This window comes from Paenibacillus terrigena DSM 21567, assembly GCF_000374845.1.
Lineage (GTDB): Bacteria > Bacillota > Bacilli > Paenibacillales > Paenibacillaceae > Paenibacillus_K > Paenibacillus_K terrigena.
In genome coordinates this window covers 107,657-131,799 of the sequence record NZ_KB895417.1, presented here as the reverse complement: position 1 = coordinate 131,799, position 24,143 = coordinate 107,657, and the positions used below count along the sequence as shown (strand labels likewise).

Sequence of the window (24,143 nt, the reverse complement as noted above, 5' to 3'; positions counted from 1 at the left end):
AAATATGACCATATTCACATCCATTATACACAGGTTGAATGCGATCTCACGAATTTTTTACATGCTCGCGATATTTCGCTTAAATAGTCCGGACAAATTTTAACACGAGAAAAAAACCTAGTACACTAAGGGCACTAGGGCATAAATTGGGGGATTCGAAGATTATTTATAACGTCTCGATGCTACTCTATCGTTATACGCAAAGATATATTTTTACCGCCATAGCTAAATGTGATGACGTCCTTGCCTTTGCTCACCGCGGTAATCGTGCCCTGATTGGCAGTCGCCTTACCATTCGACTTTGCCTTTGCGAGCGACGTTACATCGGAGCTGTTCCCACTGCTGAACACGGCTAGTACTTGATAAGTTGTTGTCTGATTTAGAGCAAGCTTTGATGTCGATGCCGTGACCTTCAACTTCTGCAGCTTAGGCGTGACTTGGACCGGGATCTCAAATGTGCGATCACCGTACCTGCCGACGATCGTTGTCGTACCTTCTGCCAATCCTTTTACGCTTGATCCTGTGGCTTTGGCAATTTGCGCGTTTGCGGATGTCCATGCCACCTTGCTTGCAAGCGACACCTTTTTACCGCTGGAATAGGTGCCGATCACTTTGATGGGCTTAGATGAGCTTGCTTCCATCAGGAGAGAGGCAGGCTGCACTTCAATACTCACCAAGCTCTCCTGCAAGGTGACTGGAAGCGACACGCCTTTTCCTCCATAATACAGTTTGACGCTGGCCTGTCCCTGTGACTGACCGGTCGCCGATACTGTGCCGTTGCTCACTTGAATGCCTTTGCCGTCTGCTATAGCCGTCACCTGGGAAGAGACATCCACCGTGCGTCCACCTTCATAAACCGCCTGAACGGAATACGTGGCCGATTTACCGGGCGTCAGAACCAGCTTCGCAGGGGTTACGGTTAGTTTGATAATCTTCGGTGTAATTTGCACGGGAATCTCGAACTTTTTCTCGCCCATAACGCCCGTAACGGTTGTGCTACCTTCCGCCACGCCCTTTATCGTCGTGCCGCTAACCCGCGCTACTTGATCATTTCCGGATTTCCACGTCACTTTCGTTGTGAGCGATACTTTTTTCCCACTTGCGTAGTAGCCCGTTACTTTAATCGGCTTAGAGGAACCTGCACTTAATGTGACGGAAGATGGCTCCGTTTCATATTTCACGAAATCCTCTTGGATTTGAACGGGAACGGTAACCGTCTGATTGCCGTATGTACCTTTCAGCTTAGCTGTGGCTGCATATTTGCCGCTCACCTTGCCTCCGCTGATATTCAGCACATCCGAACTGGACTGCCACGTGATGGATCCAGTCACGTCCTCGATTTTGCCGTCCTTATACAAAGCGTTTACTTTCGGAAGATTGGTTTCCTGTCCAATGATGAGATCTAATGACTGGGGCGCAGCTATCAATTTAAATGAAGCCGCCACAGCATTGCTCTTGGCTTGTGCGCTTGCCGGCCATGATATGGCAAAGATCAGCATCAGCATAGAACATACAACTAACACTCCAATACGAAATTGGCCTTTTCCTGATTCAAATACTGACTTCATAAGTTTCTCCTCTCACAACTGCCTGGTTATATCATTTTCGATGCCTTATTCGGATAGGCTCTACTTCATATAACGGCTGTTAATGAGAAAAATTGTTGCTTTTAAATAAAATTGGATGCCATCCGAGTACACCTGATGCGTTATCCATTCGCTTGTCTATAGAGAAAATCATTCACACTCGAAGAGGAAATGAGCAGTATCGAAGTCACGAGCTGGCAGACTAACGTTAATATGGAGACAATAAATAGACCTGTAGTGAACTGCCCGCTAATCGTGCTCAGCAACAGTCCACAGATGAATAAAAGCATGTTCAGGATAGAAAACACGATGAACACCCATTTCGCTTTTACACTACCGAGATAGATACCTATGCAAATGACAATCCACACAATGCTCCCGAGGAGATTCGAATATACGCCCTCTCTTAAGCTTAAGATCTCAACAATCAAGATTAATGCCAAATTTAATAGCGTTAACCCTCTTGCAAGCGTACGTCCTCTACGATACTGCTGCGCTATGAAATCGTTCATGACACCCACCTGACTTTTCCTTATTTGGTTAAAATAAGAATCCTTTTCCACTATTATATGATCTATCTGCATAAATCCACCATCTTCCAAATGATGAATTATGATATAGTGACGTGGAGGTGATGTAACCCATGCAAATCCATCGTATGTTCGAGATCGTCTATCTCCTCATGCATAAGAAGACGGTCACCGCCAAGGAGCTTGCTGACCATTTTGAAGTGTCTCCGCGTACGGTATACCGGGACATTGATACCTTGTGCGAAGCCGGCATACCGGTCTATACGCTCAAAGGTAAAGGCGGCGGCATTCGCCTCCTCGATAACTTCGTCCTGAACAAGTCGATGTTATCCGAACAAGAGCAAGAAGAAATTCTCTCATCGCTATCCGGGCTGAATGCCGTCACGGGCGATATGGAGCAAGTGCTCGCGAAGCTCAGCGGCTTCTTCAATAAGACGATGCCCAGTTGGATCGAGGTCGATCTGTCCCATTGGGGTGAGGAACATTCAGACCATTACCAGCTGCTGCGTACCGCGATCCTACAACGCTTGGTCATTCGGTTCGTGTACTTCAACAGTAGCAGCGAGAAGTCCATACGAACCGTCGAGCCCCTTCAGCTATGGTTCAAACATAGAACCTGGTACATCAAAGGCTACTGCCGGCAAAAGCAAGCCATGAGACTGTTCAAGCTAACGCGCATGAAGCACATCGAGCTGCTCGAGGAGAACTTCGATCGCGAGCTTCCTCCGTCGTTCCATGTGCAACAGGCAATTCAAGCCCCAGCCGTGCGGCTAGTTCTACGCATCGATGCTTCGCAAGCCTATCGGCTCTACGATGAATATGACGAGCGTCAACTCACGAGAGATGATGACGGTAACTTCATCGTCACAGCCGAATACCCCGAGGATGAGTGGGTGTATGGCCATGTATTGTCCTTCGGCCATTATGCCGAGGTGTTAGAACCTGTACGTCTTCGTACCCTCATCAGTGAACGGCTCCAACTCGCCGCGAAGCGATATTTATAATATGACATTCAGTTGTCACATTACATCTCGTACAATGAACCTAACAACGCGAAAGGGGAAGATATGAGATGGAATCAACAACATTTTGTCAGAGCTGTGGCATGCCAATGGGAGGGAACGAGGAGCTGCTCGGGACCAATGCGGATGGAAGCAAAAACGAAACATATTGTACGTATTGCTACCAAGAGGGCAATTTTACAGCGGAGATGTCGATGGAAGAAATGATTGAATCCTGTGTGCCACATATGGTCGATGGGAATCCGGGGATGACCGAAGAAGCCGCGAGGCACAGTATGAAGAACTTTTTCCCACAGCTGAAGCGCTGGGCAGCACAATAAATTCAAACATAACAGGTGAGCGAGATGGAATGGGTACATACCAAAGGCCTGCTGATCAAAAATAAGCATTACGATTGGTTCGGACATGACTATACGATGAATTTGTACCGTGGTTGTCACCATGGCTGCATATACTGCGATTCCAGGAGCAGCTGTTACGGGATTGAGCATTTTGACATCGTGCGTGGTAAAGCCAACACGGAGGACATCCTCCGCAGAGAGCTTGCCAGCAAGCGCCATAAAGGTGTCATTGGCATGGGCTCGATGAGCGATCCCTACAATCATGATGAACCGGATCATCAGCTCACAAGAAATGCACTCAAGCTCATTCATCAGTATGGGTTCGGCGTGTCGGTTGCGACCAAAAGTAAGCTTGTTACGCGGGATATCGAACGTCTCGCCCACATCCAGACGCAGGCGCCTGTGAATGTCAGTCTATCGATCACCGCAGCAGATGATACACTGAGTCAGCGAATTGAACGGCGTGTCTCTCCGGCTTCGGCTCGATTCCAAGCCCTGAAGGAATTATCCGAAGCCGGAATCTATGCCGGGGTATTGCTCATGCCTATCCTACCGTTCATTACGGATCATGCATCCAATATTCGTGAGATTATAAGTCGTTCTTATGAGGCTGGAGCGAAATACATTTACCCGTCGTTTGGAATGACACTGAGGGAGAACCAACGAGAGCATTATTTTCGTTGGTTGGACAAACTGTATCCAGGACTCAAAGCGCAGTATATTCGCACCTACGGGATTCGCTACGGCTGCATGTCGACGCGTCAGCAGCAGCTAGAATGGGTCTTCCAAGAGGAATGCGAGAAGCGAGGGATAACTTATCGCATGCCGGAGATCATCGCTGCTTACAAGTGGGAGCGAGGACCCGAGCAGCTTGAATTATTCTAGCAAAAATCATGGTCCGACCTGTTCCTCATTTTCTAGGCAAAGGATTCATATATACTTACCCAGCCTTCCATAGTTGATCGATCCATTTGCCTACAGGCGTAAAGACAGCATTCATTGGGGTAGCAATGGTCAGCATGGGCCATGCGTAGATGTCCGCTAGACTTAAATACATACACCATCCGACCACACAAACGTACAAGACAAGTTCTTTGGTATAACCTTTACTTCGTATCGTACGGGTGCCGATATAGAGCAGCATGACATAGAACAAAATCCATAATCCCGTTTTCATGGTAGAATCATCTCGCATTATCAGAATTTGAACTCTTGAATGTTTTGCTGGTGAGCCCAACACGATCCATTGAAATCTTAATATGGGGCTCAATTTGGATTTTACTGAAAGTTTCTTCCCAATTATTTTTTACTCTTCTCCATTCCCTCGGATATTTGCGATGAACGGCATCAGCGAACCCGAATACATCTACTTTCAGCCGCTTCGCCGCCTCCCAAGATCGGATCACCATCTGCTTCACTTCCTCTTGCAGCTGCTGTTCCAATTGTTTGACCGCTGCAGGTTGAGTGAGGTCCGTCACGCAGTTGCTCTCCAAGAGATACCCCGCGCCTTTAATATCGATCCCCATGGTCATCTTGCCGTTACGCAACGTGGGTTTCAACTTTGTGGCAGAAGTCTGGAGGCGAAAGGTCATATTATAGGTCTTGTCCCCTGGTTTGCATCGGAATGCCAGATTACTGGAACGCACTTTATTCGCAATAAAAGAGACGCCAAGCCCTTCTTCCCGCGTCAACCAGCCTGCAAATTTATCCCCACGCATTACGGCAAGCCTTCCTATTCTTAACTTCGCCTGCTCATAGGTTTTTTTTAGGACATCCAGTGATCTACCGTCCTCGTCGTTACCCGCAAAGACAATTTCCGGTATCACAGCACCTTTCCCGTCACTCGAGATTGCCATCGCTAATTCGTACAACATGACACTTGGAACGATCGACGTATTACGTGATTCATTGCTGAGGATCCCACGAATCCCTTGACCTGGTATTTTCTCCGTATGGACTAATCGTTCCAGAATCGATCTTGCATTGCCTTGCGTAATTAGGATACTGACGGTCTCGCGGGCATCGGTATTCCGGTAATGCAAATCAAGAATCTCATTAATCCCATGCCGAGCGACTTCTTCGCTAATAATTATGGCACTATTATGGGCAAAAAACATCTGTCGCGGCGTCTCCATACTGCTCTTCCCGACGGCTTCCCGAATTGTTCTCCCCTCTGTGGAGAATACCGTAACAGGGGATTGTGAGCCGCCGCCGCCTGCAAGACCTGTACCCGACGAAATTGCCGACGGAATGATGACCTGATAAGAATTCACCCATTTGTTGCCATTAAAATCGAAGGATGTAGCCGAGACAATCGACAACTCGTTAAGCTCAATTCGATTCCAACAACCCGATATGAGACTGCATGCAAGGAGCAGCACGATAATTCCCGTTATTTTCTTCATGTTATTTCCCTGCTTTCATCGGATTTGGCTTAATAAAGCGAAGAAGAAGCCAAATGACAAGGGGAATAAGGACATTAAACGTTATGGCATAAGGGATCAGTGCTGTTTTTGAGAAATAAGCTAAATCTACAGACCTCGGCCAAGCATACAAGGTCGTTAATACCGTAAAAAGTCCAAGACATAGCAGAAACGGCTTCTCATTGCGGATACGGAACGTATGAATGAAGCAATGGAACGTCGCGAACATCACGATGGACATTTTGACATACATCATGCAAATCCAGATCGAAATGAACAGAAGATCAATGCGTTCTAGAAAGGTTCCGATTTGAATGATCCCAATCATATAGAACGTCGGATACGACATAATCGAGATAAGACGTGATCCGATGATCGTAATCGCCGCCACAACAATGATTCCTAGTTCGATGCTCGTTAATACGATCCCCCACATACCAACTTTTCCTGCTTCTGCGGGTTTACTCATGAAGGGCGCTATCAACAAGAGGATAGACACTTGCAAGAGCCACGTGGTTGGCGTCATACTGCCTTGCGCGACTTTGTGCAGCGGATGTTCCCACAAGGGAAGCAGGTTCTCGATATGAATGTTCTTGAGCAGCAGAATCCCCGTCACGATAAATACGAGCAATGACACCGGAAGGACGATCAAATTGACACGAGCAATGTTGACGATCCCTTGGCTGACCCCATACATGACAACGGCTACCGTAATAATTAAGAGGAAATAGACAGGCGTTCTAGACAATACATTCTCGCCGATAAAATTAACAAATTCGCGCATTTCGATCACGACGGATATCAAATAATAGTACGTGAGTAGAATACCGATAACCGTTCCTATCTTACTGCCTAATCGAACTCTTAGCCAATCTAGGAACGTTGTCTGTGTATTCTGTCTACAGATGGACCCGATGAGGAGGGAGAACAAGACTCCCGCCAACATTGCAATGATGATGGATACCCAGGCATCCTGCTCCGACAACTGGACGACCACACTCGGAACCGACAAGATTGCTGTTGGGGCAATGGTACTCATCATTAACAAGATCCCCTGCAGCTTCGTCATTTTGATGATCATGAGTCCCCCCCCTTCCTTTCTTCTATGAGTTTGATGGATGATCAGATGGATTCGATTGTCCTGCGTTCTCCTGCCTTGCGATATTGTCCGTAGCCGCTTCAGGCCGCGTATTCATTTTCCACCATGGCACACGAATGAAGATATCTTTGAGACTGTTATAACTCAGCGGCGCTAACGGTGCCATGTATGGAAAGCCGAAGGAGCGCAGACTCGCCATATGAATCAGTAAGAACATCAGACCCGATATGATACCGAATAGCCCTAACGTCGCACCAAGAAGCATAAGCAAGAACCGGGTTAGACGGGCCGCAATGGCCATATTGATCGCCGGGATAACGAAGTTTGCAATCGCAGTAAACGACACGACGATAACCATCGCTCCCGAGACGAGGCCTGCTTGTACAGCGGCCTGACCCAAGACCAGCGCCCCTACGATGGATATCGCGGGACCAATGACGCGAGGCATTCGAACGCCGGCCTCACGGAGTACCTCGAAGGTCATCTCCATCAACAAGGCTTCGAGCAGCGCCGGGAACGGGACCCCATCCCGCTGTGCGGCTAGACCAATGAGCAACGTGGTTGGCAGCATTTCCTGATGAAACGTCGTGATGGCAATATACAGGGATGGCAGCAGCATCGATACGAGAAACGATACGTAACGAATCATCCGTAAGAACGTGGAGATATCGTAACGTTGATAATAATCTTCACTAGATTGGAAGAATTTAAAGAACGTGACGGGCATAAGCAGCACAAACGGTGATCCGTCCACGATAATGACCACTTGTCCTTCGAGAATCCCCGCGGATGCGGCATCTGGCCGTTCGGTATTGATCATCGTTGGAAACACGGTAATCTTCGCATCCTGAATAAATTCCTCGATATATGCGCCCTCTAGGACGCCATCGATCTGGATCGAATCGAGCCGGCGATGGATTTCCTGTACAATTTCTTCTTTCGCCACACCCTTTAGATAGACAACAGCGATATTGGTCTTCGTCTGCGTCCCTATGACCTTGGCATCGATGCGAAGATCGGGTGATTTGATCTTGCGCCGAATCAACGATGTGTTCGTTCGCAAGCTTTCCGTGAAGCCATCCTTCGGCCCACGGATAACCGTCTGCGAGCTTGGCTCTTCGACAGACCTTAAATTCCCGCCTGCCATATCTGCGAGGAGTGATGTGGCGCATCCATCGACTAGAACAACCACATTTCCGTTGAAAATCGAGAGCAGCACTTTGTCCTCTTGATCGGTCTCCGTAACTCCCCCAGCCGCAAGCGCATGATTCTTCAAGAACTGATAGAATTTTTCACCGTTCTGCAGCTTGTTCATGTCGCGTTCGGTTTGCTTCGATAATTCAGCAATCAACTCATTAACGCTTGCACCATTGACTAACCCATCGACATACACCAGCGCAAATTGCTGGCTGTTCCTATTCATACCATCCGCCGGATCCCCTAGCCTCCGAATAACAATATCCGGACTTTTCCCCAGTCGGGTATGAAGCATATCGAGATTGGATTGCAGATCCGACGAGATCAATTGAGCCTGTTTTTCCCCTGAAGCATTGTTTTGGCTTCCCTCTGTCTTGTTATTATTGACGCCGTTAGCGGATTGGCCCTTCGATTCTTGGTTGTTGAAAATATCCATAATCCCCTCATATGAACAGATAGTGTGCAAAAAGTACCCTTATCGTTTCCAAATATCGCTATTTAATGCATAAATTTGGTGATAGTCCATGGTTGAGCTCACAAAAAAACCGCCCGGAGAACATACCGGACGGTTCTAGTGCATAAGAAAGGGGCAACAATGGTTCAATTGATTTCATATCCATCCGATTAATTTACAAGGCCTATTGAAATGGATCGATGCATTGTTGAACGTCACATGATCTTCGTCGTTCGACCGATCCGCATACCAAAACACCCCCACCCGTCTTTTCGAATTAATTCATCATCAAACCATATTCATGCTGTTGTCCGCTATTGGAGCCCTATATGAAATCATCCTTAATGAGCCTATTTATCCGTCTAAACAACCATGTTGATCAATGGAACATATTATAGTCATGTAAACTGTGAAGAGGTGATTACGAAATGGGCACGAAGAAACTCAAAGTCAGGATGGTGCTATTTCAGAAAGATTTCTTTAACACAAAAAGAAGAGTTTTTCCGGCAACTACACTCCTTAACAACAATTGTATCTACTATCTATCGTTAAATGATGTATTGGAGATCTTAGAATATGATCGTTACAGATCCAATAGCCTCCAATTAACCGTTACAGATGGTTCTGAGTTTGTTACAATTCCGCTTAAGGGTACCACAGCTATAAGTGAAAGCGTTAAGTTTCGTATCGACCCTATAATTACATTCAACAAGCGGGAGTTCATAAGCCTTCGCTCAATCAACCGTTTGTTCAATGTGGATGTGAAGCTAAGTATAATAAAAAAGGAGATACGTATAAATCAACCAGGACGTTTTTTCATCGCACTGCAAGGTGATACTTTGCGCAGTATTGCAAAATTACTTAACACCTCTGTCAAGCAACTGTTGTCCAAAAATAAAAATTTACGCCAGCCCATTCCTCCCGGAACAAAGATCGTCATTCCAACCCTAGATTTTGATTCGCCATCACAACGGACGGGGAAGCGATCCAGATCCATTCAAATCAAGCAGAACGTCGAGCTTGCTCCCAAAATCATCGCACTCGGTCGAAAGCTGATCGGAACTCCTTATCAATTTGGTGCTGCACCATATCCGCAGAGTAAGAAGTTCGACTGCTCCTCCTACACGCAATATCTTTTTAGACGAAATGGCATTTTCTTGCCTCGCACCGGTGTATTACAATCGCGCAAGGGTCGAGCACTTAACATCCGCAACATTGAACCGGGCGATTTAATCTTCTTTCGGCGTGACCGTTACTCAGATAATCGAATTGGGCATGTAGGCATAGATATTGGCAACGGTAGAATGTTAAATACGTATAAATCTCCCCCGGGCGTCACGATTACGACATGGAGAACACCGTATTGGCTTCGCAGATATGTAACCGCTAGAGAAATTCTATAACAATATCAGAGACGCAGATCCCCAGGACTCGTTAGTACGCGTCGTTCGACGATCCGCATACCGCTCCACATCTCTAAGTCACTTCAAATTCTCTGGATTTAACGCCTGTAATGCTTCAGGAACGAACATCCCGTCCTTACGAATTAATACATCATCGAACCATATTTCCCCGCCGCCATACTCTGGTCTCTGAATTTGCACGATGTCCCAATGCAGCTCCGACAAGTTCTCGTTGCCCGGCGATAGCGCTGGTACACATCCCGGCGTGAAGTGGAAGCTGCCCCATATTTTTTCATCGAATAAAGTGTCTTTCATCGGCTTCTCGATATAAGGATTCACGCCAATGCCGAACTCGCCGAAATACCTTGCATTGAAATCAATGTCTAGCAGTTTATTGATTCGCTCGGAATCGTTCGCGGTGGCACGCACAATTCTACCGTCCTTGATTTCTAGGTACACGTTCTCATAGACAAAACCTTCTTTGAGCGAAGGGGTGTTGTAGGAGATGACGCCATTTACGGAATCTCGCACTGGCATCGTATACACTTCGCCATCGGGAAGATTCATCAGTCCTGCATCCTTGAATGATGGCATGCCTAGAATAGAGAAGGATAAATCCGTTCCTTCCCCTACAATTCGGACTCGATCCGTTCGATCCATGAGTTCTACCAAATGATCCATCGCACGATCCATCTTCGAATAGTCCAGATTGCAGACATTAAAGTATAGATCCTCCATATCTTCTAGCGACATGTTCGCTTGCTGCGCCATCGCATGATTCGGATAACGGACAATACACCATTTCGTATCGTTATACCGTTTACCGTTGATTTGTTGTGCATAATGTTTGCGGTAGATTGCCATTTTCTCTGCCGGAATCCCACTGTACTCGCTCATGTTCTCCCCTGCTCGAATGAGGATGTAGGCTTGCATATCGTTCACTCGATTTACATCATACGAAGCCATGGCGGCCATCTGTTCTTCGGTGCAATTCAGGATGATTTCTCGCCATAACTCATGATTGTGAATGATAAGAAATGGGACGCCACCCACAGCATACACTTGTTTAATCAATTCTTTCGCGAGTGGAACTTCAAGCCCATCCGCTTCGATTAATATTTTTTCTCCGGGCTCAAGCCTCACGGAATATTGGATCAGGTTTCTAGCAAGCTGCTCGATTCTTGGATCTTTCATGGTTGACCTCCTCTTGATGAGAGCTTCATAACGTTATCCATATTCGCGAACGTTAAGCTCATTTCCTTTATTTGTATTCGGAGTCCCTTCACTGCATAACGGACATTGGTTCCGCTAAACTCGCTAAACCTACTAGAATTATACAGACGCGGACCTAGGAGTCGCTATTTGCTAGAATTACACCTTTCACTACGTCCTATTAACCATTTAACGGATCTACTGTCCGAGGCCCCCCCTGTGGACGCCTCTTTTGATCCATTAGCGGAACGTGAGTCCATTGCAACAGCTCAAATCAAAAAAGGTCCCTGATTCATGCTCAGTACATGCTTCAGAAACCCTTCTTATTAATTCGACTGTATGAATGCTTGCACTTCCGTAAGCGTTGGCATCGCTGGGATACCCCCCTTGCGGGTTGTCGCTAGCGCGCCCATTGCATTCGCGAACGTCAGCAGCGCGTCCAGCTCTGTCGAGGTCCACGCAGGTATCGGCTGGTTCGCTAGCAGAATGCTGTACAGTGCACCGGCCATGAACGCATCGCCCGCCCCAGTCGTATCGATGGCTTGAACCGCAAATCCTGCGCGCTCACCTGTCCGCGAGCCTGCTCGGTAGAAGCTTCCCGCACCACCGCGCGTAACAAGCAGCAGCGAAATCGGGAATTGCTCGCACAGGATCTGCGAACCTGCATCGAGATCCACCGTACCCGTGAGGAACTCCAGCTCCTCCTCAGAAACCTTCACCACATCGGCTAGACGGAGACCGGCGAAGATTTGTTCCTTCGCCATTTCTTCGCTAGCCCAAAGCGCTGGTCTCAGATTGGGGTCAAAAGAGACCAGTACACCGTGCTTCTTCGCATGGTGTACTGCTGCTAACGTAGCCGAGCGGACGGGTTCATCCGTCATCGAAATCGAACCGAAATGGAATATCCGCGCTTCCGCAATGCTCGCAAACGGCACCTCTTCCTCCGTCAGCAGCTGATCCGCACCCGGGTTGCGGTAGAAGGAAAACGAGCGGTCGCCGTCCTCCGCAAGGTGCACGAACGCAAGCGTCGTATTAGCCGATTCGGATAGGACGAGTCCCGCCGTATCGACCCCACTGCTTGTAAGCGCGTCGCGAAGGCCTTGTCCGAACGCATCGTTGCCTACTTTACCGATAAAACCTGATAAGCTTCCCAACCGCGCAATCGCTGCAACCACATTCGCAGGCGCACCACCCGGATTGCGTTCGAACAACGGCTGACCATGCTCTGATTTGCCATAAGGCGTAAAATCGATTAAAAGTTCTCCAAGTGTTATCACATCTGCCATAACAGAATCCACCTTCATTTCTTTCAATAATTGTCTAGTCCAATAACCATCTATGACTTAGAAACTACTCGTTTCCCGAAAGGAACTGTAATCAAATCCAGCTCGATCAGATCTCCTGCGCGAAGCAAGACAATTCGAAGAATCGTACCTGGATACACAGATGTAATGAGAGACTCTGCATCGTCGTACTTTATCACGGATTTGTCCTGAATGCGAACCAAAATATCACCGACGTGTAGGATCCCATCCGCAGGGGTATGAGAGATAACTTCCACTACGCTAGAACCGGAGGCGCCGTCTTCATAGAGAGTTCGATGATTCACGCCGATCCAGCTATTCCAGAACGTATCCCGGATATCAGCTTCCCCTTCCAGCACACACTTCATATTTCGCATGAATTGGTAGGTGCCGAAAGCCATGTTATCCATCCCCATCAAGCCCATATCTCCGGCCCAGAATCCAGTGTATTCAATTCCTACAACCGTTCCGCCGCCTTGCGGCGTAAGCGTCCATCGGGTCAGATCTCGATTCTCATCTTCAATGACGAGCAGCTCATTGATCACGAGCTCGCGAATCGTTCCCGTGTACGATACACCCCAGCCATAATCCAGTTCAACCTGGCCTCCAATAACCAAATCAATCTTACACTGTCTGGTCTCCCAGCGATTCCGTTCCTCAGGAACCGTTAATGCCCTCCATGCTCGCGCTGGTGCATCATGAATGTAAATCTCTCGCTTAACGCTCGTGAATTCCAGACCCATCCCCATCTTCCTCCTCGATAAAATATTTCAATCGGATCAACTTATCCTCCAAGATGAGGCCTAGCTCACTCTGCAGATGTTGATAGCCCTGTTGAAATGCCGGAGTGTTCAAACGGTAGTAACAATACTTGCCTTCTCGGCGAACGAGCAGAAGATCCTCTTCCTGCAGGATGGCAAGATGCTTCCTCACGGCAGGCTGAGAAATGGGAAAATCCCGAACAATTTCTTGCTGGGTACATTCTAGCTGCGCAATTTTACGAAGGATGTGCCTGCGGATCGGATCCGCAATCGCTCGATAGATATCCGTCATATGTACCACCTCTTCATATAACCTTTTGGTTATATGAAGAGTATATGGCACCGTTTTTCCCGTGTCAACAGCACTTTCCCTACATCTGAATCGAATCGATCATCTCATGCACAGCATTCTGCCATTCCCCCTTCACATCTGCGGGACATGTGAATTTGATTTCCAGAAAAGCGCCGGCGAGTTCCGCCCAAGCCACGAGATGATACGTGTCGCCTGCCTTGGATGGAACGATGACCTCATTCAACGCGATGTGCTTCCCATGGACTTGCTGCGTCTCATCCTTCAACCACTCTAATTTTACACCTTCATATTGTTGTTCGAAGATCCCTCTCATCTTCAACCGTCCCATATCGATATCCTCATCCGTCACCCGTTGCTCAGGATCATGCAGCATTTCGAGCTTCACTTGATTCGCTTTATCGGAATAGATCAATTTCGAATTTGTGGAGCCTGACGATTGTGCCTCAAGGCCCTCCGGAAGCTTCAATGCCATCAGATCCGAGAATACCTTGGTCATGCCCTGCCCATCCTTCTGGCCTTCTTCTTTCCTTTGTTCCTTCTCGGCAGTCTCCCCACCCTGTTGTTCTTGCGGCGCAGCCTCTATATTCACTTCTGTCTTTGTTTCTTGCTCACCTGGGAGCGAGCAAGCTGAGACACTTGCCACAACTCCGATTAATAACAACACCGTTATCCATTTTTTCATCCATCATCATCCTTTACTCATGATTCATTTACTCATTCAAATACGTTGTGATCCGATTTGCGATCAGCTCCGCAACCGCTTGCTCCGACTTTTGCCCGCTAAAATAGGCTTTCGCTTCCTCTTCAATGATCGATTGAATCTTCATATCTTCTCTCACCGTTGTCTTCGTATCGACGACCATCTGTTTAAGAACTTCGAGGTCTTCCTTGCTAACCGGTACGGAAGATCCCGTCGGCGATTCCACCGAGCCTTTATTCTCAAGGTCCTTGAACATCTTCTCGTTCACCGATTTGTTCAAGGAGAAGCCCTGCAATCCCGGCAGCGTCTGCGCCTCTTCAGACATCAGGAATTTCATGAAATCCCACGCTTCCGCCTGGACGTCTGAGTTCGAGTTGATCCCTAGCGTCCTATTCATGATGAATGAACCTCCCGATTGTTCCTGCAAAGCCCGTGGCTTGTTATAGATCTTCCCTTTCTCGTAGAACATGGCCGGTCCAACAAAATAATCTTCTGGAGATATAATCATGGTAGGCAAAAAGTAAGATTCATCTGCAGCAATCTCGGCCTTCGTGACGACTTGATCATCGTACATCTTCTTCACTTGCTTCATGAGTGCTGAGAATGCGTTCGTGTCGAAACGCTTCTCATCCTTCACAATCCCTGCATAGTTATCCGAGAACAAATAGTTCAGCATCTGCTCCGGAGGTGTATTTCCCGTCGCATGTTTCCGTTTCCCTGAAGCTGCCAAGCTTTTACCAACCGTTGTAAAATCATTCCATGTCCAGTTCGAATCATCGAATGTCACGCCTGCATCCTCAATCGCCTTGGCATCCCCCATCATCCTGTCCAAGAAAAATCGTAAAGGCAGCGTGTAGAGACCTCCATTCATCTTGGCACCGTCCAGAATATTCATCTCATATTGGCTTGCTTCAAAGGACTGATCCTGCTTCATCAGATCGCTCAAGTTGACCAACACTTTTTTATCGACATACTTCACGACAGGCAGCCCAAACACATCAAAGGCAATGATATCTGCCCCTTTACCCGATAAGAGTTCGGTGTTGGTTATGTTTATATATTTTTCCCCCTCCCCTTCATAACTGGCATTCGGGTCCTTCATATGTGCCTTAATCTGAATATCCACATTCGGGTGACTCGCTTCATATTTCTTCTCCGCCTGTGTATAGACTGGATCAGTGCTGAAGACGGATAAGACGACGGTTTTTTTTCCCTCTTTCTTCACGTCGCCGCTCTGCCCGCCAGAGCAAGCAGCCAAACTCATGGAACATGCAACCATCAAACATACGATCGAACTTTTTCTCATCTCATTCCCTCTCTCCACATGTAAAATCTATTAATGCGTGTTCAAAAAGTCGGCATTTCAGCACCTTAAAGTTTTCAAAGAACACTTACATCGTAAGCGTAAGCTTAGGTTGCGAGAACCTGAAAGGCCTATGCTTCCGTAGAGAGTTTTCCTTCGAAAAACTTTCAGAGGAACGGAGTTTAGGCGAAACCTAAATGAGTACCTGAAATGTTTCCAAAGGAAACATACTCCGTAAGCATATGCTCTCAAAGGTGAACGCAAGATTCGATGTTGATTATGCTTCTTGAATGACTTCGTGATCAAATGATGACTTTTTGAACAACCTCTATAATAAGCGAACGCACTAGACTCTTACGCGACTACCTTCCGCTAGCGGCTCGTTGCTCTCCACAATGATGGCATCCCCAATATATACCCCTTGCAGGACAAGGGTCTCCTGACCATTCGTATCCCCTACTCGGATTGGGGCTTTGCGAACGATAAACGTATTCCCCAGCGGACCTCTACGTTCTTCGACAACAAGTACGTAGATGTTCTTGCCTTCGCGATGAATCGCTTGGTTCGGCACAAGCAAGGCCCCCTCGTTCTCTTCGGATTGCGTTAAATCTACATTGACCAAGTCGTTGGCCTCCAGATCTTGATGCTCTACTTGTACAACGAAAAGTTGGTTCGATGCATCGGGCGTCGCATGCATCCCGGACGCCTCCTGCGACGGACTTCCTTCGCTTGTACTCGCTGTATTGCGAATTTCACGAATCGTCCCTTCAACGGGTACGTTCGTGTCCTTATGCTCTACTTGAACTTTGAGCTTATCTCCTGTACGATACTTCCGCCCCACGGCATTCGGTATAACAATCTCGAATTGGTAGCCTTGCTGCATATTCGCTAGACTTACATCCGGCCCGTTGCTCCCTGAGGGCATCTGCGAAGCCGCATTGACCTGCATTACGACACCATCAAATGATGCAACGATACGTTTTTGTCTACTCGCGTCCGACTGCATCACCGCTACTTTTCGCTGCTGCACACCCATCATCAACCGGGCTCGCTCTAGTTCCCTCTTCGTGCGACGCATCTGCATTTCATCATTGTTCTGAGCCGCTTCAATATAAGCATCTTGCAAATCCTCGATCGACAACCGCTGCTGCGCAAGACTCGCACTGGCATCCTGTATTTCCTGCTCGGCATTAGGATTGTCATACGTAATGAGCGTCTGTCCTTTTGTAACGCGATCTCCCGGTTTCACGAGCACTTCCTTCGTCGTCCACTCCGCAGCATTGGATAATGCCATCAATTGCCTGGGCATCAGCCGCGCTGTGCCATTCCACTGGGTGGTCAACGGCCCTTGTCTCCCGATCTCTGTTCGGACCTTAGGCAGACTCATCGTCAGCCATGTATTACTCGATAGGGTAAGAAGTAGGAGCACGCCGATGAACAGACCGGAGATCCACACTATTTTTCGTTTTCGGCCCGCATCCATCGCTTCAGCCATCCCTGTATTCATCTTGTTCCTCCTCTCGATCACCCTTTAATGCCCGACATTTGTACACCCTCGATAAAATACGATTCCGCATACATGAACAACAGCACCATCGGCGTCATGTAGATCATCGAAGCAGCGAAGCCGATGCCCTGCGCTTCCGTGTTAATTCTGGATAGATAGAGCGATAATGGCTGCTTAAAGGCATCCTCCAAGAAAATCAAGGGCTGCTCGACCATATTCCAATAGTCTACGAACAGCAAGACGACGAGCGCCGCGATCCCCGGCTTCATCAAGGGCAGCATAACACGGTAGAAAATACGATAATGTCCGGCGCCATCCATCTGTGCCGCTTCAATAAGCGCATAGGGAATCGACAGCATAAATTGTCTAAGCATGAACACCCCAAATGCCGCGAATATCCCTGGCAATATGATTGCGCTCGATGTATTCATTAAACCTAACTGATTAGCAATAATATAATTCGGAACCAGGGTCACTTGGAAAGGCATCAGCATCGTCATTAAGTAGACGCGGAACCAACCCTCTCTTCCCTTAAATCGGAGTTTGGCAAATGCGTACGCGGCCAACGCACTCACGACGGTCTGCCCCGCAATGATCGCTACGACCATGGCAACCGAATTCCACAACATGAACAGGTAATTCGGCGTCTCGAGCAACACTTTTCCATATTGCTCAAAGGACAGCCAATCCGGTATGAGCTTCAAATTCACAAATGACGGCGACTCCCCTGGCGCAAGGGTCGGCATGGTGCCCACAAGACCATAATTGCCGTCAATCTCTTTCTCTGTCATCAGAGAATTTGTGAAAGTAATCACAACTGGAAAAAGCATCATTAGCCCAATGCAGGCCATCACCAGCGTTCCCATGAGGTTCCGAATGAACCCCTTTTTCTCCATACTTCCTCCTCGTTCAATCCATAAATTGCGTATATCGCTTCTCGATTTGAAGCAGAATCGCTACGATCATGAAGATGCAGATCACCATGAGTGATGCGGCCGCAGACAGCTTCTGTACATCCATCGTTAGGAACATATTGTTCATATAATGCTGAAGTGTATAAATGCTATCATGCGGGTAGTCCCCTGCGATCAAGTACGTTTCTCGGAATATTTTGAATGTATTCATGATCGACATCAACACAACGAAGACCATTGTCGGCGTCAAGTAGACGAGCGTAATGCTGTAGAATTGGCGCCACTTGCCTGCCCCTTCGATATTCGCTGTCTCATAATAGTCTCGCGGAATACCTTGCAGCCCTGCTAGGAATAGGATGATATTGTAGCCGACATGCTTCCAGAGATAGAAGACCGATACGACGCCTCTAGCCCATGCCGATTTCATCCAATCGATATGATCCAGTCCGAAGCCATGCAGCCAAGCATTCAGCGATCCATTCCAATCGAAGATCACTTGCCATACCATCACGACAGAAGCGACCGGCACAACCAGCGGCAGAACATAGGCCATCCGAATGAAGTTCCGAAGATAGAGATTACGATTCAATAGAATGGCGATAACCAGCGATAATAACAGCATCAGCGGTACGTTCACTGCCGTGAACCAGAAGGTATTCGATGCCGCTTTGCGAAATGAACCGCTGCTCAGCAGCTCCTGATAATTCGCCAATCCTACAAACGATCCGCCTACGGTTCGATCCAACATCGAATAGATCAATCCCATCACGAACGGAATGATATAGAACAACGCGAATCCGATGGCACTTGGCAGCAAGAATGTCAACGCGACCATACCCTCACGACGGATGAGTCGTTGACCCCTCAAGACTTCTCCTGACTGATGTTCGCGACACTCGTACTGCCTTGTCGAAGGTTAACTTGGAGCATCTTCTTCCCATCTTGAGGACGCTTGTAGATCACGATCGATTGATCCGTTTCTTGCGTGTTATTCGAACTTGTCCGTATAACCTCATGTTGATATCCCTCGGTATTCATTTGCAATAGGTCCAAGAAGGCATTCGCAATCTCAATCGCTTCCGTCTCCCGCAAATTCGAGGTATGTGCCGAAGGATCTAATTCGATCGCTTGAAAGAATTGAATCGCTCCAGTCCTCACATCGACGATCGTTGTAATTTCCTTATGCGGATCAGCGAAAGTCTTCCCTTTCTCCATGAGAATCAAGTTCAATTCATGGATTTGCTCCCCGCCACGCGTCCCTTCTGTAATTTGTGCGTTAGCAATTTCGAAAGAGCGCGTCTCTGGATAACCGTGATAAATGCGTGCAAGCACATCTTGTGCAGCCTTATTCTCGGCAACCTCATCTTCATATAAATTGGTCGTGATATAATCTGAATCCTCATCTTTCGTGACGAAGCTGCGTGTGTCTTCCGTCCCCGATAAATGCAATAGAGCGCGAATTTGAGCGGCGACGACAGGGGCGGTATGGATGACTACAGGTGTGAGCAGGACAACCGCAAGCGCCCCTGCAATCAGGCGAAATCTTAAAGCTGATTTAGACTTATGCTTTTCATTCCGATAGCGCTCATAGGAAGCTTGCTCCACACGCTTTTGCATTTCTGATGGAACTTCCATTGCTTCCGCACAATCTTGTAGCTTATCGCGCAGTTGTTGTTCAATGGACATAAAGTTTCTGCTCCTTTTCTTGTTCAAAATGCGGACTAAGCTCACGAAGCTTGCCCAGTGCTGAATGATGCCTGGATTTGACCGTACCAAGCGGAATATCCAGCAGTTCAGCGATTTCATCTAAAGCATAATCGTGAAAATAACGAAGAATGATCACGATACGAAGTTTGTACGATAACTGATGAACGATCGATATCATCTCCTGGTGTGTCTCTGCCGCAAGAACAGGCCGATCCGAGAACAGGTGCTCTTCCACTTCTAAGAGCCTCTTCTTCTCAAAGATCCGGAACCTTCTCCAGCGCTGCGTCCTCCATTTCTGAATTTGCTTCAGCACAATGCCGTGTAGCCAGAATCGGAAAGGTCGGCGCGAATCATAATTCGGTATCGACATCCATAGCTGAAAATATATTTCATTCATCAGATCCTCGATCTCTTGTTTGTCAGGTATTAAGAACACGACCGAACGATAAATTTCGGGAAAGGTCCATTCATAGATGACCTTGAATGCAGATTGATCACCTTCCCGCAAACGTTCGATCCATCGCTGTAATTCGATTTCTTGCATGAACAAGGGCCCTCCTTGGTAAGCTTACACCTCTATATTGCTTCGATCGTTCGAAAAGGTTCAGTTTTATCATGAGGGTAATTATGGGAAATTATCAATAGTCGCAAAAAAAAGAGCGAGACCCCCGTCACTGTCTACGAAGGGTCTCACTCTAATTCTTTTCCTAAATGGATTTCGGCTCATTGTGCCAAATGACGGCCAAGGTCCCTTCACCCGCATGTACTGCAATCGCAGAACTAATTTCTCCGATGACAATATCCATGCTTGGAAAATGCTTCTTAATATCTTGCTTGAATGCCTCCGCCTTATCCCGGACATTCCCATGCATAATTTGCAATTGCTGAATGTGATATTTATCAAAAGCTTGCTTCAGGAGTTCTGTCATACGATTGAATGCCTTCTTCTCTGAACGGACCCTCTCGAATAGTTCGAACACCCCTTCGGAATTGACCCGAATGATGGGTTTAATTCGCAGAAGCGATCCTAATAAATATTGGGTTCCCGTCATCCGCCCACCCTTATAGAACTGATCTAAACAACCTAGAACAATATAATTTTGCGATTTCGCTGTCTCCAGCCGTAACTGATTCGCGATTTCCTTGCTGTCTAGCCCTTGCCGTGCAAGCGCTATGCCTTTGTAGATCAACGTTGTAATCGCATAAGACATCGATTTCGAGTCAACAACTTCGACCTCGAATGGAACAAGCTGCGAGGCCGATTGGCAGCCAGCGAATGTTCCACTTATTTTATCCGATACATGAATAGCAATTGCGCAGTCATAATCTGAACTAAGCTTCTCGAAAAGCTCCGTAAACCTGCCGACCGGGGGCTGGGATGACTTGGGGATCTCTTTCTCTTCCCGGATTCGTCGATACAGGTCCTCCGTGGTTAGCTCCACGCCGTCTTCGAACACAGAGTTACCGAATATAATCCCTATCGGAATTACATATACGTCCGGATTATTCTTCAAATCCTCTGGAATATAGGCAGTACTGTCTGTAATCCAAGCAATTTTCTTTGTCATGAAGGTCTCATTTCTTATTATTTAAATTTGTTGTAATTGCTCATTATATAACAGAAGTTCGAATATAACATTGCGAAATATCACGCTCATTCATCATTTACACCAATTTCCAACTAGAGAAATATCTTTACCTGGAAGTGGACAGCAAAAAATAACAACAGGTGCTCAAACACCCGCTGCTTCACGCAAATTAACTGCATTTGCGCAGTTATTTACTCCTTAATACGCCGATTCACGCAAATTAACTGCTTTTGCGCAGTTATTTACTCCTTAATCAGCCGCTTCACGCAAATTAACTGTATTTGCGCAGTTATTTACTCCTCAATCCGCTGCTTCGAGCAAATTAACTGCATTAACGCAGTTATTTCCCCCTTAATCAGCCGCTTCATGCAAATTAACTGCATTTGTGCAGTTATTTACTCCTTAATCCGCTGCTTCGAGCAAATTAACTGCATTTGCGCAGTTATTTACTCCTTAATCCGCCGCTTCGAGTAAATTAACTGCATTTGTGCAGTTATTTACCCCTTAATTAGCCTTCACGCAAATTAACTGCATTTGCGCAGTTATTTACCCCTTAATACGCTGCTTCACGCAAATTAACTGCATTTCCGCAGTTATTTACTCCTTAATCAGCCGCTTCACGCAAATTAACTGCTTTTGCGCAGTTAATTTCAACAATAAAAAAAGACGGGGTTCAATCCCCGTCCCATACCGCGCCGTCGGCTTCACCCTCACATTCATGATGAGTTTATCGTTGAAGTCCTCGTCGTTGCGAGGCTCGTTTGGGAAATACAACTGCGTAGTCAGAATCGGATCATTGGACGCTTGAGCCTTCATATGGATATGGCCGTGCGTGTCCGGCCGGGATAGAGTCCAGGAACGATCGAATGCAGTGTGAGCTTGCCCTTCTCATCCGTGTATTGGTGGCCGGCTTAGAGGACCACACGAAAAACCCCAGTGGATCTCCACTGGGGTCACAACATTTTACACGGTTCACTAGTCCCTTAGAGGCACTGTAATCCGCTGCTTCTCATGCACATAGATCACTTCGGTGTACCCTGCTGCTTCGAGCAGATCCATCGCTTCATCGAGCAACGTTCCGATATCATCCGGGAAATGCGAATCCGAGCTCATCGTGATCGGCACCCCGTGTTTATTCAGAATTTGCAGGAAGGATGGACTTGGACAAGCCTCTTTGACAGGATAACGATAGGCTAATCCCGTGTTGATCTCCGTCGCTACATTCGCTTCCTTCAACGTCTTCGCCACGTCTTCATAGAGCGGCAATAGTTGAATTTCATCTGGTCTATAGTTGAATACTTTGAGGTTATCCAGATGCGCAATAATGTCGAACAACCCGCTTCGCGCGGCCATTTTCACGTATTCAAAGCCTTTGGCATACAATTCGACCAAATCCCGATTTTCGAACAACTCTTGCGCCTCGGGGTTGTCAAACCCCCAACCATCCACGAAGTGAACCGAACCAATCACGTAGTCCAGCTCATATTGTGACAGCAATGCGCCAAGCTCCTCTTCTCCGCCCGGGAAAAAGTCCGCTTCTACGCCGAGCGATACCGGGTACCCCGCGGCCTTCGCACGCCGTACAGCATCCAAATACGGTTCAATCGACGTCACACATACCCGGTCCAGCCAATACTGCTGCATCCGTCCGAGCGGGGAATCGTCTAGCACCATATGCTTCTCGTAATACGAACGGAACTCGGTGAACCGATACAGATGATCCACCATACCAAACCGTTCGATCCCGCGTTTCTTGCCTTCTTCAAAATAATAGGCCAGCCACGTATCACTGAAGCAGCCCGTTTCCATCCGATCTCGCAACAGCTCTGTTAATTCATTAACCCAAGCTAGCGAATGCGATGGCGCATGCAGTGTCCCCCGATCTTGATGCACGTTCTCTAATGCCCGTGCTGTCCTTCCGATCCATCCTGTGCTGTATGGCCCTTCTTCCAAATGAAAGTGAAAATCGATCTTCATCGTCTGTCTCCCCTCTATTCAGTGATATATATTTCGTTCCCCGTCTCTCTCCACTGCTTCGCCCAATCGGCTGAACAGCCACGATCCGTAATCAGCATCGACACCTGCTTGATATCTGCAATTTTGGCAAAAGCGCTCTGGCCCAGCTTCGTATGATCCGCCACGACGATCGATTCCTCCGCCCGCGCCATCATGCACCGGGAGATACTCGCCTCGTTCACGTTGTAATCGCTAATGCCGTCCTTGAGCGATACGCCGCCGACGGAGATGAATGCCTTGTGTACCTTAAATTGCTGTAGACTGTTCTCCGTCATCGCCCCTGTCGCTGCTTGCGCCTGCACATCCATTTGCCCTCCGACAAAAATCAACTGTCCTTTGAACATCTCCATGGCGTAAAGCAGCACCGGAACAGAGTGCGTCACGACCGTCACATCGGCACGATCCCTAAGCGCCTTGAGCACTTCAAGCGTCGTCGTCCCGTTGTCGATCATGACCGTCTCTCCCTCTTGAACGAGCGAAGCCGCGAAGGCACCAATCGCCGCTTTCTCATCCGGCTGCATTAGTGAACGCTTCATGAACGGCGGTTCCATCACATTTTCCCGCGTCCTAACGGCGCCCCCATAGACCTTCTTCAAGCGTCCTTCCTTCTCCAGGCGGTCGAGGTCCCGGCGAATCGTCTCCGTCGTTACACTAAGCTGTTCAGCAAGCGGCAGCACCTGCACCTTCTCATCCTTATCCAACCAATCTAGAATCGTTTTCTTCCGTTCTTCAAAAGTCAGTGACATGATCGTTCCATCCTTA

25 protein-coding genes are annotated in these 24,143 nt (G+C 47.6%); 4 read left to right on the top strand and 21 right to left on the bottom strand.

Annotated elements, in window-relative coordinates:
• Window positions 1-182: 182 nt before the first annotated feature.
• Together C558_RS0116760 and C558_RS0116755 are read right to left on the bottom strand one after the other, a co-directional pair.
• The gene (locus C558_RS0116760; protein WP_018757444.1) at window positions 183-1,568 is read right to left on the bottom strand and encodes an Ig-like domain-containing protein; all 1,386 of its coding nucleotides are present in this window, start codon (window positions 1,566-1,568) and stop codon (window positions 183-185) included.
• A 140-nt stretch (window positions 1,569-1,708) separates the two neighbouring features.
• Window positions 1,709-2,098: a hypothetical protein gene (locus C558_RS0116755; protein WP_018757443.1), complete on the bottom strand. Its 390-nt coding sequence runs from the start codon at window positions 2,096-2,098 to the stop codon at window positions 1,709-1,711.
• Window positions 2,099-2,229: 131 nt separating this feature from the next.
• Between C558_RS0116755 and C558_RS0116750 the strand changes: the two genes are divergently transcribed.
• From C558_RS0116750 to C558_RS0116740, 3 genes are all read left to right on the top strand, one after another.
• Window positions 2,230-3,120 carry a helix-turn-helix transcriptional regulator gene (locus C558_RS0116750; RefSeq protein ID WP_018757442.1) on the top strand — a complete coding sequence of 297 codons (891 nt, stop codon included), beginning with the start codon at window positions 2,230-2,232 and terminating at the stop codon, window positions 3,118-3,120.
• A 68-nt stretch (window positions 3,121-3,188) separates the two neighbouring features.
• Window positions 3,189-3,458 carry a zinc ribbon domain-containing protein gene (locus C558_RS0116745; RefSeq protein WP_018757441.1) on the top strand — a complete coding sequence of 90 codons (270 nt, stop codon included), beginning with the start codon at window positions 3,189-3,191 and terminating at the stop codon, window positions 3,456-3,458.
• Between the two features lie 24 nt (window positions 3,459-3,482).
• Window positions 3,483-4,364 carry an SPL family radical SAM protein gene (locus C558_RS0116740; protein ID WP_018757440.1) on the top strand — a complete coding sequence of 294 codons (882 nt, stop codon included), beginning with the start codon at window positions 3,483-3,485 and terminating at the stop codon, window positions 4,362-4,364.
• A gap of 55 nt (window positions 4,365-4,419) precedes the next feature.
• On the opposite strand, the gene C558_RS0116735 is transcribed toward C558_RS0116740, so the two are convergent.
• From C558_RS0116735 to C558_RS0116720, 4 genes are read right to left on the bottom strand one after another with little or no spacing between them, the layout of a single operon-like run.
• Complete coding sequence (locus C558_RS0116735; protein ID WP_156826156.1) at window positions 4,420-4,656, bottom strand: hypothetical protein; 237 nt, start codon at window positions 4,654-4,656, stop codon at window positions 4,420-4,422.
• 7 nt (window positions 4,657-4,663) lie between these two features.
• On the bottom strand, window positions 4,664-5,884 hold the full coding sequence (locus C558_RS0116730) for a Ger(x)C family spore germination protein (protein WP_018757438.1): 1,221 nt from the start codon (window positions 5,882-5,884) through the stop codon (window positions 4,664-4,666).
• Window position 5,885: 1 nt separating this feature from the next.
• The gene (locus C558_RS0116725; RefSeq protein ID WP_018757437.1) at window positions 5,886-6,983 is read right to left on the bottom strand and encodes a GerAB/ArcD/ProY family transporter; all 1,098 of its coding nucleotides are present in this window, start codon (window positions 6,981-6,983) and stop codon (window positions 5,886-5,888) included.
• A 22-nt stretch (window positions 6,984-7,005) separates the two neighbouring features.
• Complete coding sequence (locus C558_RS0116720) at window positions 7,006-8,634, bottom strand: spore germination protein (RefSeq protein WP_018757436.1); 1,629 nt, start codon at window positions 8,632-8,634, stop codon at window positions 7,006-7,008.
• Between the two features lie 446 nt (window positions 8,635-9,080).
• On the opposite strand from C558_RS0116720, the gene C558_RS0116715 reads away from it, so the two are divergent.
• Window positions 9,081-10,055, top strand: coding sequence for a C40 family peptidase (locus C558_RS0116715; protein WP_018757435.1), 975 nt, complete (start codon window positions 9,081-9,083; stop codon window positions 10,053-10,055).
• Window positions 10,056-10,133: 78 nt separating this feature from the next.
• On the opposite strand, the gene C558_RS0116710 is transcribed toward C558_RS0116715, so the two are convergent.
• The 15 genes from C558_RS0116710 to C558_RS0116645 all read right to left on the bottom strand — a co-directional run bounded on the left by C558_RS0116710 (window position 10,134) and on the right by C558_RS0116645 (window position 24,127).
• Window positions 10,134-11,249 (bottom strand): aminopeptidase, encoded by a 1,116-nt coding sequence (locus tag C558_RS0116710; protein ID WP_018757434.1) that lies wholly within the window; start codon window positions 11,247-11,249, stop codon window positions 10,134-10,136.
• Window positions 11,250-11,593: 344 nt separating this feature from the next.
• Window positions 11,594-12,553, bottom strand: a complete 960-nt coding sequence (locus tag C558_RS0116705; RefSeq protein WP_018757433.1) for a carbohydrate kinase family protein — start codon at window positions 12,551-12,553, stop codon at window positions 11,594-11,596.
• A 50-nt stretch (window positions 12,554-12,603) separates the two neighbouring features.
• A complete protein-coding gene (locus C558_RS0116700) occupies window positions 12,604-13,314 on the bottom strand; it encodes an SRPBCC domain-containing protein (protein WP_018757432.1) in 711 nt (236 codons plus the stop codon).
• On the bottom strand, window positions 13,289-13,624 hold the full coding sequence (locus C558_RS0116695) for an ArsR/SmtB family transcription factor (protein ID WP_018757431.1): 336 nt from the start codon (window positions 13,622-13,624) through the stop codon (window positions 13,289-13,291). Before C558_RS0116695 ends, C558_RS0116700 begins: the two co-directional genes overlap by 26 nt.
• Before the next feature lie 79 nt (window positions 13,625-13,703).
• The gene (locus tag C558_RS0116690; protein WP_018757430.1) at window positions 13,704-14,327 is read right to left on the bottom strand and encodes a hypothetical protein; all 624 of its coding nucleotides are present in this window, start codon (window positions 14,325-14,327) and stop codon (window positions 13,704-13,706) included.
• A 28-nt stretch (window positions 14,328-14,355) separates the two neighbouring features.
• Window positions 14,356-15,651, bottom strand: coding sequence for an ABC transporter substrate-binding protein (locus C558_RS0116685; protein ID WP_018757429.1), 1,296 nt, complete (start codon window positions 15,649-15,651; stop codon window positions 14,356-14,358).
• Window positions 15,652-15,994: 343 nt separating this feature from the next.
• Complete coding sequence (locus tag C558_RS0116680; RefSeq protein ID WP_018757428.1) at window positions 15,995-17,155, bottom strand: efflux RND transporter periplasmic adaptor subunit; 1,161 nt, start codon at window positions 17,153-17,155, stop codon at window positions 15,995-15,997.
• Window positions 17,156-17,172: 17 nt separating this feature from the next.
• Window positions 17,173-18,051: a carbohydrate ABC transporter permease gene (locus tag C558_RS0116675; RefSeq protein WP_018757427.1), complete on the bottom strand. Its 879-nt coding sequence runs from the start codon at window positions 18,049-18,051 to the stop codon at window positions 17,173-17,175.
• 13 nt (window positions 18,052-18,064) lie between these two features.
• Entirely contained in the window at window positions 18,065-18,904 is an 840-nt protein-coding gene (locus C558_RS0116670; protein WP_040675277.1) for a carbohydrate ABC transporter permease, read from the bottom strand.
• A gap of 29 nt (window positions 18,905-18,933) precedes the next feature.
• Window positions 18,934-19,755 (bottom strand): hypothetical protein, encoded by an 822-nt coding sequence (locus tag C558_RS0116665; RefSeq protein WP_018757425.1) that lies wholly within the window; start codon window positions 19,753-19,755, stop codon window positions 18,934-18,936.
• On the bottom strand, window positions 19,745-20,320 hold the full coding sequence (locus C558_RS0116660; protein ID WP_018757424.1) for a sigma-70 family RNA polymerase sigma factor: 576 nt from the start codon (window positions 20,318-20,320) through the stop codon (window positions 19,745-19,747). The genes C558_RS0116665 and C558_RS0116660 overlap by 11 nt, the downstream gene beginning before the upstream one ends.
• A 163-nt stretch (window positions 20,321-20,483) precedes the next feature.
• Window positions 20,484-21,344 (bottom strand): DegV family protein, encoded by an 861-nt coding sequence (locus C558_RS0116655; protein ID WP_018757423.1) that lies wholly within the window; start codon window positions 21,342-21,344, stop codon window positions 20,484-20,486.
• 618 nt (window positions 21,345-21,962) lie between these two features.
• Window positions 21,963-22,181, bottom strand: coding sequence for a peptidase associated/transthyretin-like domain-containing protein (locus C558_RS34475; protein ID WP_211220771.1), 219 nt, complete (start codon window positions 22,179-22,181; stop codon window positions 21,963-21,965).
• A gap of 159 nt (window positions 22,182-22,340) precedes the next feature.
• Window positions 22,341-23,342 (bottom strand): PHP domain-containing protein, encoded by a 1,002-nt coding sequence (locus C558_RS0116650; RefSeq protein WP_018757422.1) that lies wholly within the window; start codon window positions 23,340-23,342, stop codon window positions 22,341-22,343.
• Window positions 23,343-23,356: 14 nt separating this feature from the next.
• Window positions 23,357-24,127 carry a DeoR/GlpR family DNA-binding transcription regulator gene (locus C558_RS0116645; RefSeq protein ID WP_018757421.1) on the bottom strand — a complete coding sequence of 257 codons (771 nt, stop codon included), beginning with the start codon at window positions 24,125-24,127 and terminating at the stop codon, window positions 23,357-23,359.
• Window positions 24,128-24,143: the final 16 nt, after the last annotated feature.

Bases quoted from the DNA above. Each gene is read 5' to 3' on its own strand.
- C558_RS0116760 (WP_018757444.1), bottom strand. From the start codon at position 1,568: ATGAAGTCAGTATTTGAATCAGGAAAAGGCCAATTTCGTATTGGAGTG.
- C558_RS0116755 (WP_018757443.1), bottom strand. From the start codon at position 2,098: ATGAACGATTTCATAGCGCAGCAGTATCGTAGAGGACGTACGCTTGCA.
- C558_RS0116750 (WP_018757442.1), top strand. From the start codon at position 2,230: ATGCAAATCCATCGTATGTTCGAGATCGTCTATCTCCTCATGCATAAG.
- C558_RS0116745 (WP_018757441.1), top strand. From the start codon at position 3,189: ATGGAATCAACAACATTTTGTCAGAGCTGTGGCATGCCAATGGGAGGG.
- C558_RS0116740 (WP_018757440.1), top strand. From the start codon at position 3,483: ATGGAATGGGTACATACCAAAGGCCTGCTGATCAAAAATAAGCATTAC.
- C558_RS0116735 (WP_156826156.1), bottom strand. From the start codon at position 4,656: ATGAAAACGGGATTATGGATTTTGTTCTATGTCATGCTGCTCTATATC.
- C558_RS0116730 (WP_018757438.1), bottom strand. From the start codon at position 5,884: ATGAAGAAAATAACGGGAATTATCGTGCTGCTCCTTGCATGCAGTCTC.
- C558_RS0116725 (WP_018757437.1), bottom strand. From the start codon at position 6,983: ATGATCATCAAAATGACGAAGCTGCAGGGGATCTTGTTAATGATGAGT.
- C558_RS0116720 (WP_018757436.1), bottom strand. From the start codon at position 8,634: ATGGATATTTTCAACAACCAAGAATCGAAGGGCCAATCCGCTAACGGC.
- C558_RS0116715 (WP_018757435.1), top strand. From the start codon at position 9,081: ATGGGCACGAAGAAACTCAAAGTCAGGATGGTGCTATTTCAGAAAGAT.
- C558_RS0116710 (WP_018757434.1), bottom strand. From the start codon at position 11,249: ATGAAAGATCCAAGAATCGAGCAGCTTGCTAGAAACCTGATCCAATAT.
- C558_RS0116705 (WP_018757433.1), bottom strand. From the start codon at position 12,553: ATGGCAGATGTGATAACACTTGGAGAACTTTTAATCGATTTTACGCCT.
- C558_RS0116700 (WP_018757432.1), bottom strand. From the start codon at position 13,314: ATGGGTCTGGAATTCACGAGCGTTAAGCGAGAGATTTACATTCATGAT.
- C558_RS0116695 (WP_018757431.1), bottom strand. From the start codon at position 13,624: ATGACGGATATCTATCGAGCGATTGCGGATCCGATCCGCAGGCACATC.
- C558_RS0116690 (WP_018757430.1), bottom strand. From the start codon at position 14,327: ATGAAAAAATGGATAACGGTGTTGTTATTAATCGGAGTTGTGGCAAGT.
- C558_RS0116685 (WP_018757429.1), bottom strand. From the start codon at position 15,651: ATGAGAAAAAGTTCGATCGTATGTTTGATGGTTGCATGTTCCATGAGT.
- C558_RS0116680 (WP_018757428.1), bottom strand. From the start codon at position 17,155: ATGAATACAGGGATGGCTGAAGCGATGGATGCGGGCCGAAAACGAAAA.
- C558_RS0116675 (WP_018757427.1), bottom strand. From the start codon at position 18,051: ATGGAGAAAAAGGGGTTCATTCGGAACCTCATGGGAACGCTGGTGATG.
- C558_RS0116670 (WP_040675277.1), bottom strand. From the start codon at position 18,904: ATGGTCGCGTTGACATTCTTGCTGCCAAGTGCCATCGGATTCGCGTTG.
- C558_RS0116665 (WP_018757425.1), bottom strand. From the start codon at position 19,755: ATGTCCATTGAACAACAACTGCGCGATAAGCTACAAGATTGTGCGGAA.
- C558_RS0116660 (WP_018757424.1), bottom strand. From the start codon at position 20,320: ATGCAAGAAATCGAATTACAGCGATGGATCGAACGTTTGCGGGAAGGT.
- C558_RS0116655 (WP_018757423.1), bottom strand. From the start codon at position 21,344: ATGACAAAGAAAATTGCTTGGATTACAGACAGTACTGCCTATATTCCA.
- C558_RS34475 (WP_211220771.1), bottom strand. From the start codon at position 22,181: ATGAAGGCTCAAGCGTCCAATGATCCGATTCTGACTACGCAGTTGTAT.
- C558_RS0116650 (WP_018757422.1), bottom strand. From the start codon at position 23,342: ATGAAGATCGATTTTCACTTTCATTTGGAAGAAGGGCCATACAGCACA.
- C558_RS0116645 (WP_018757421.1), bottom strand. From the start codon at position 24,127: ATGTCACTGACTTTTGAAGAACGGAAGAAAACGATTCTAGATTGGTTG.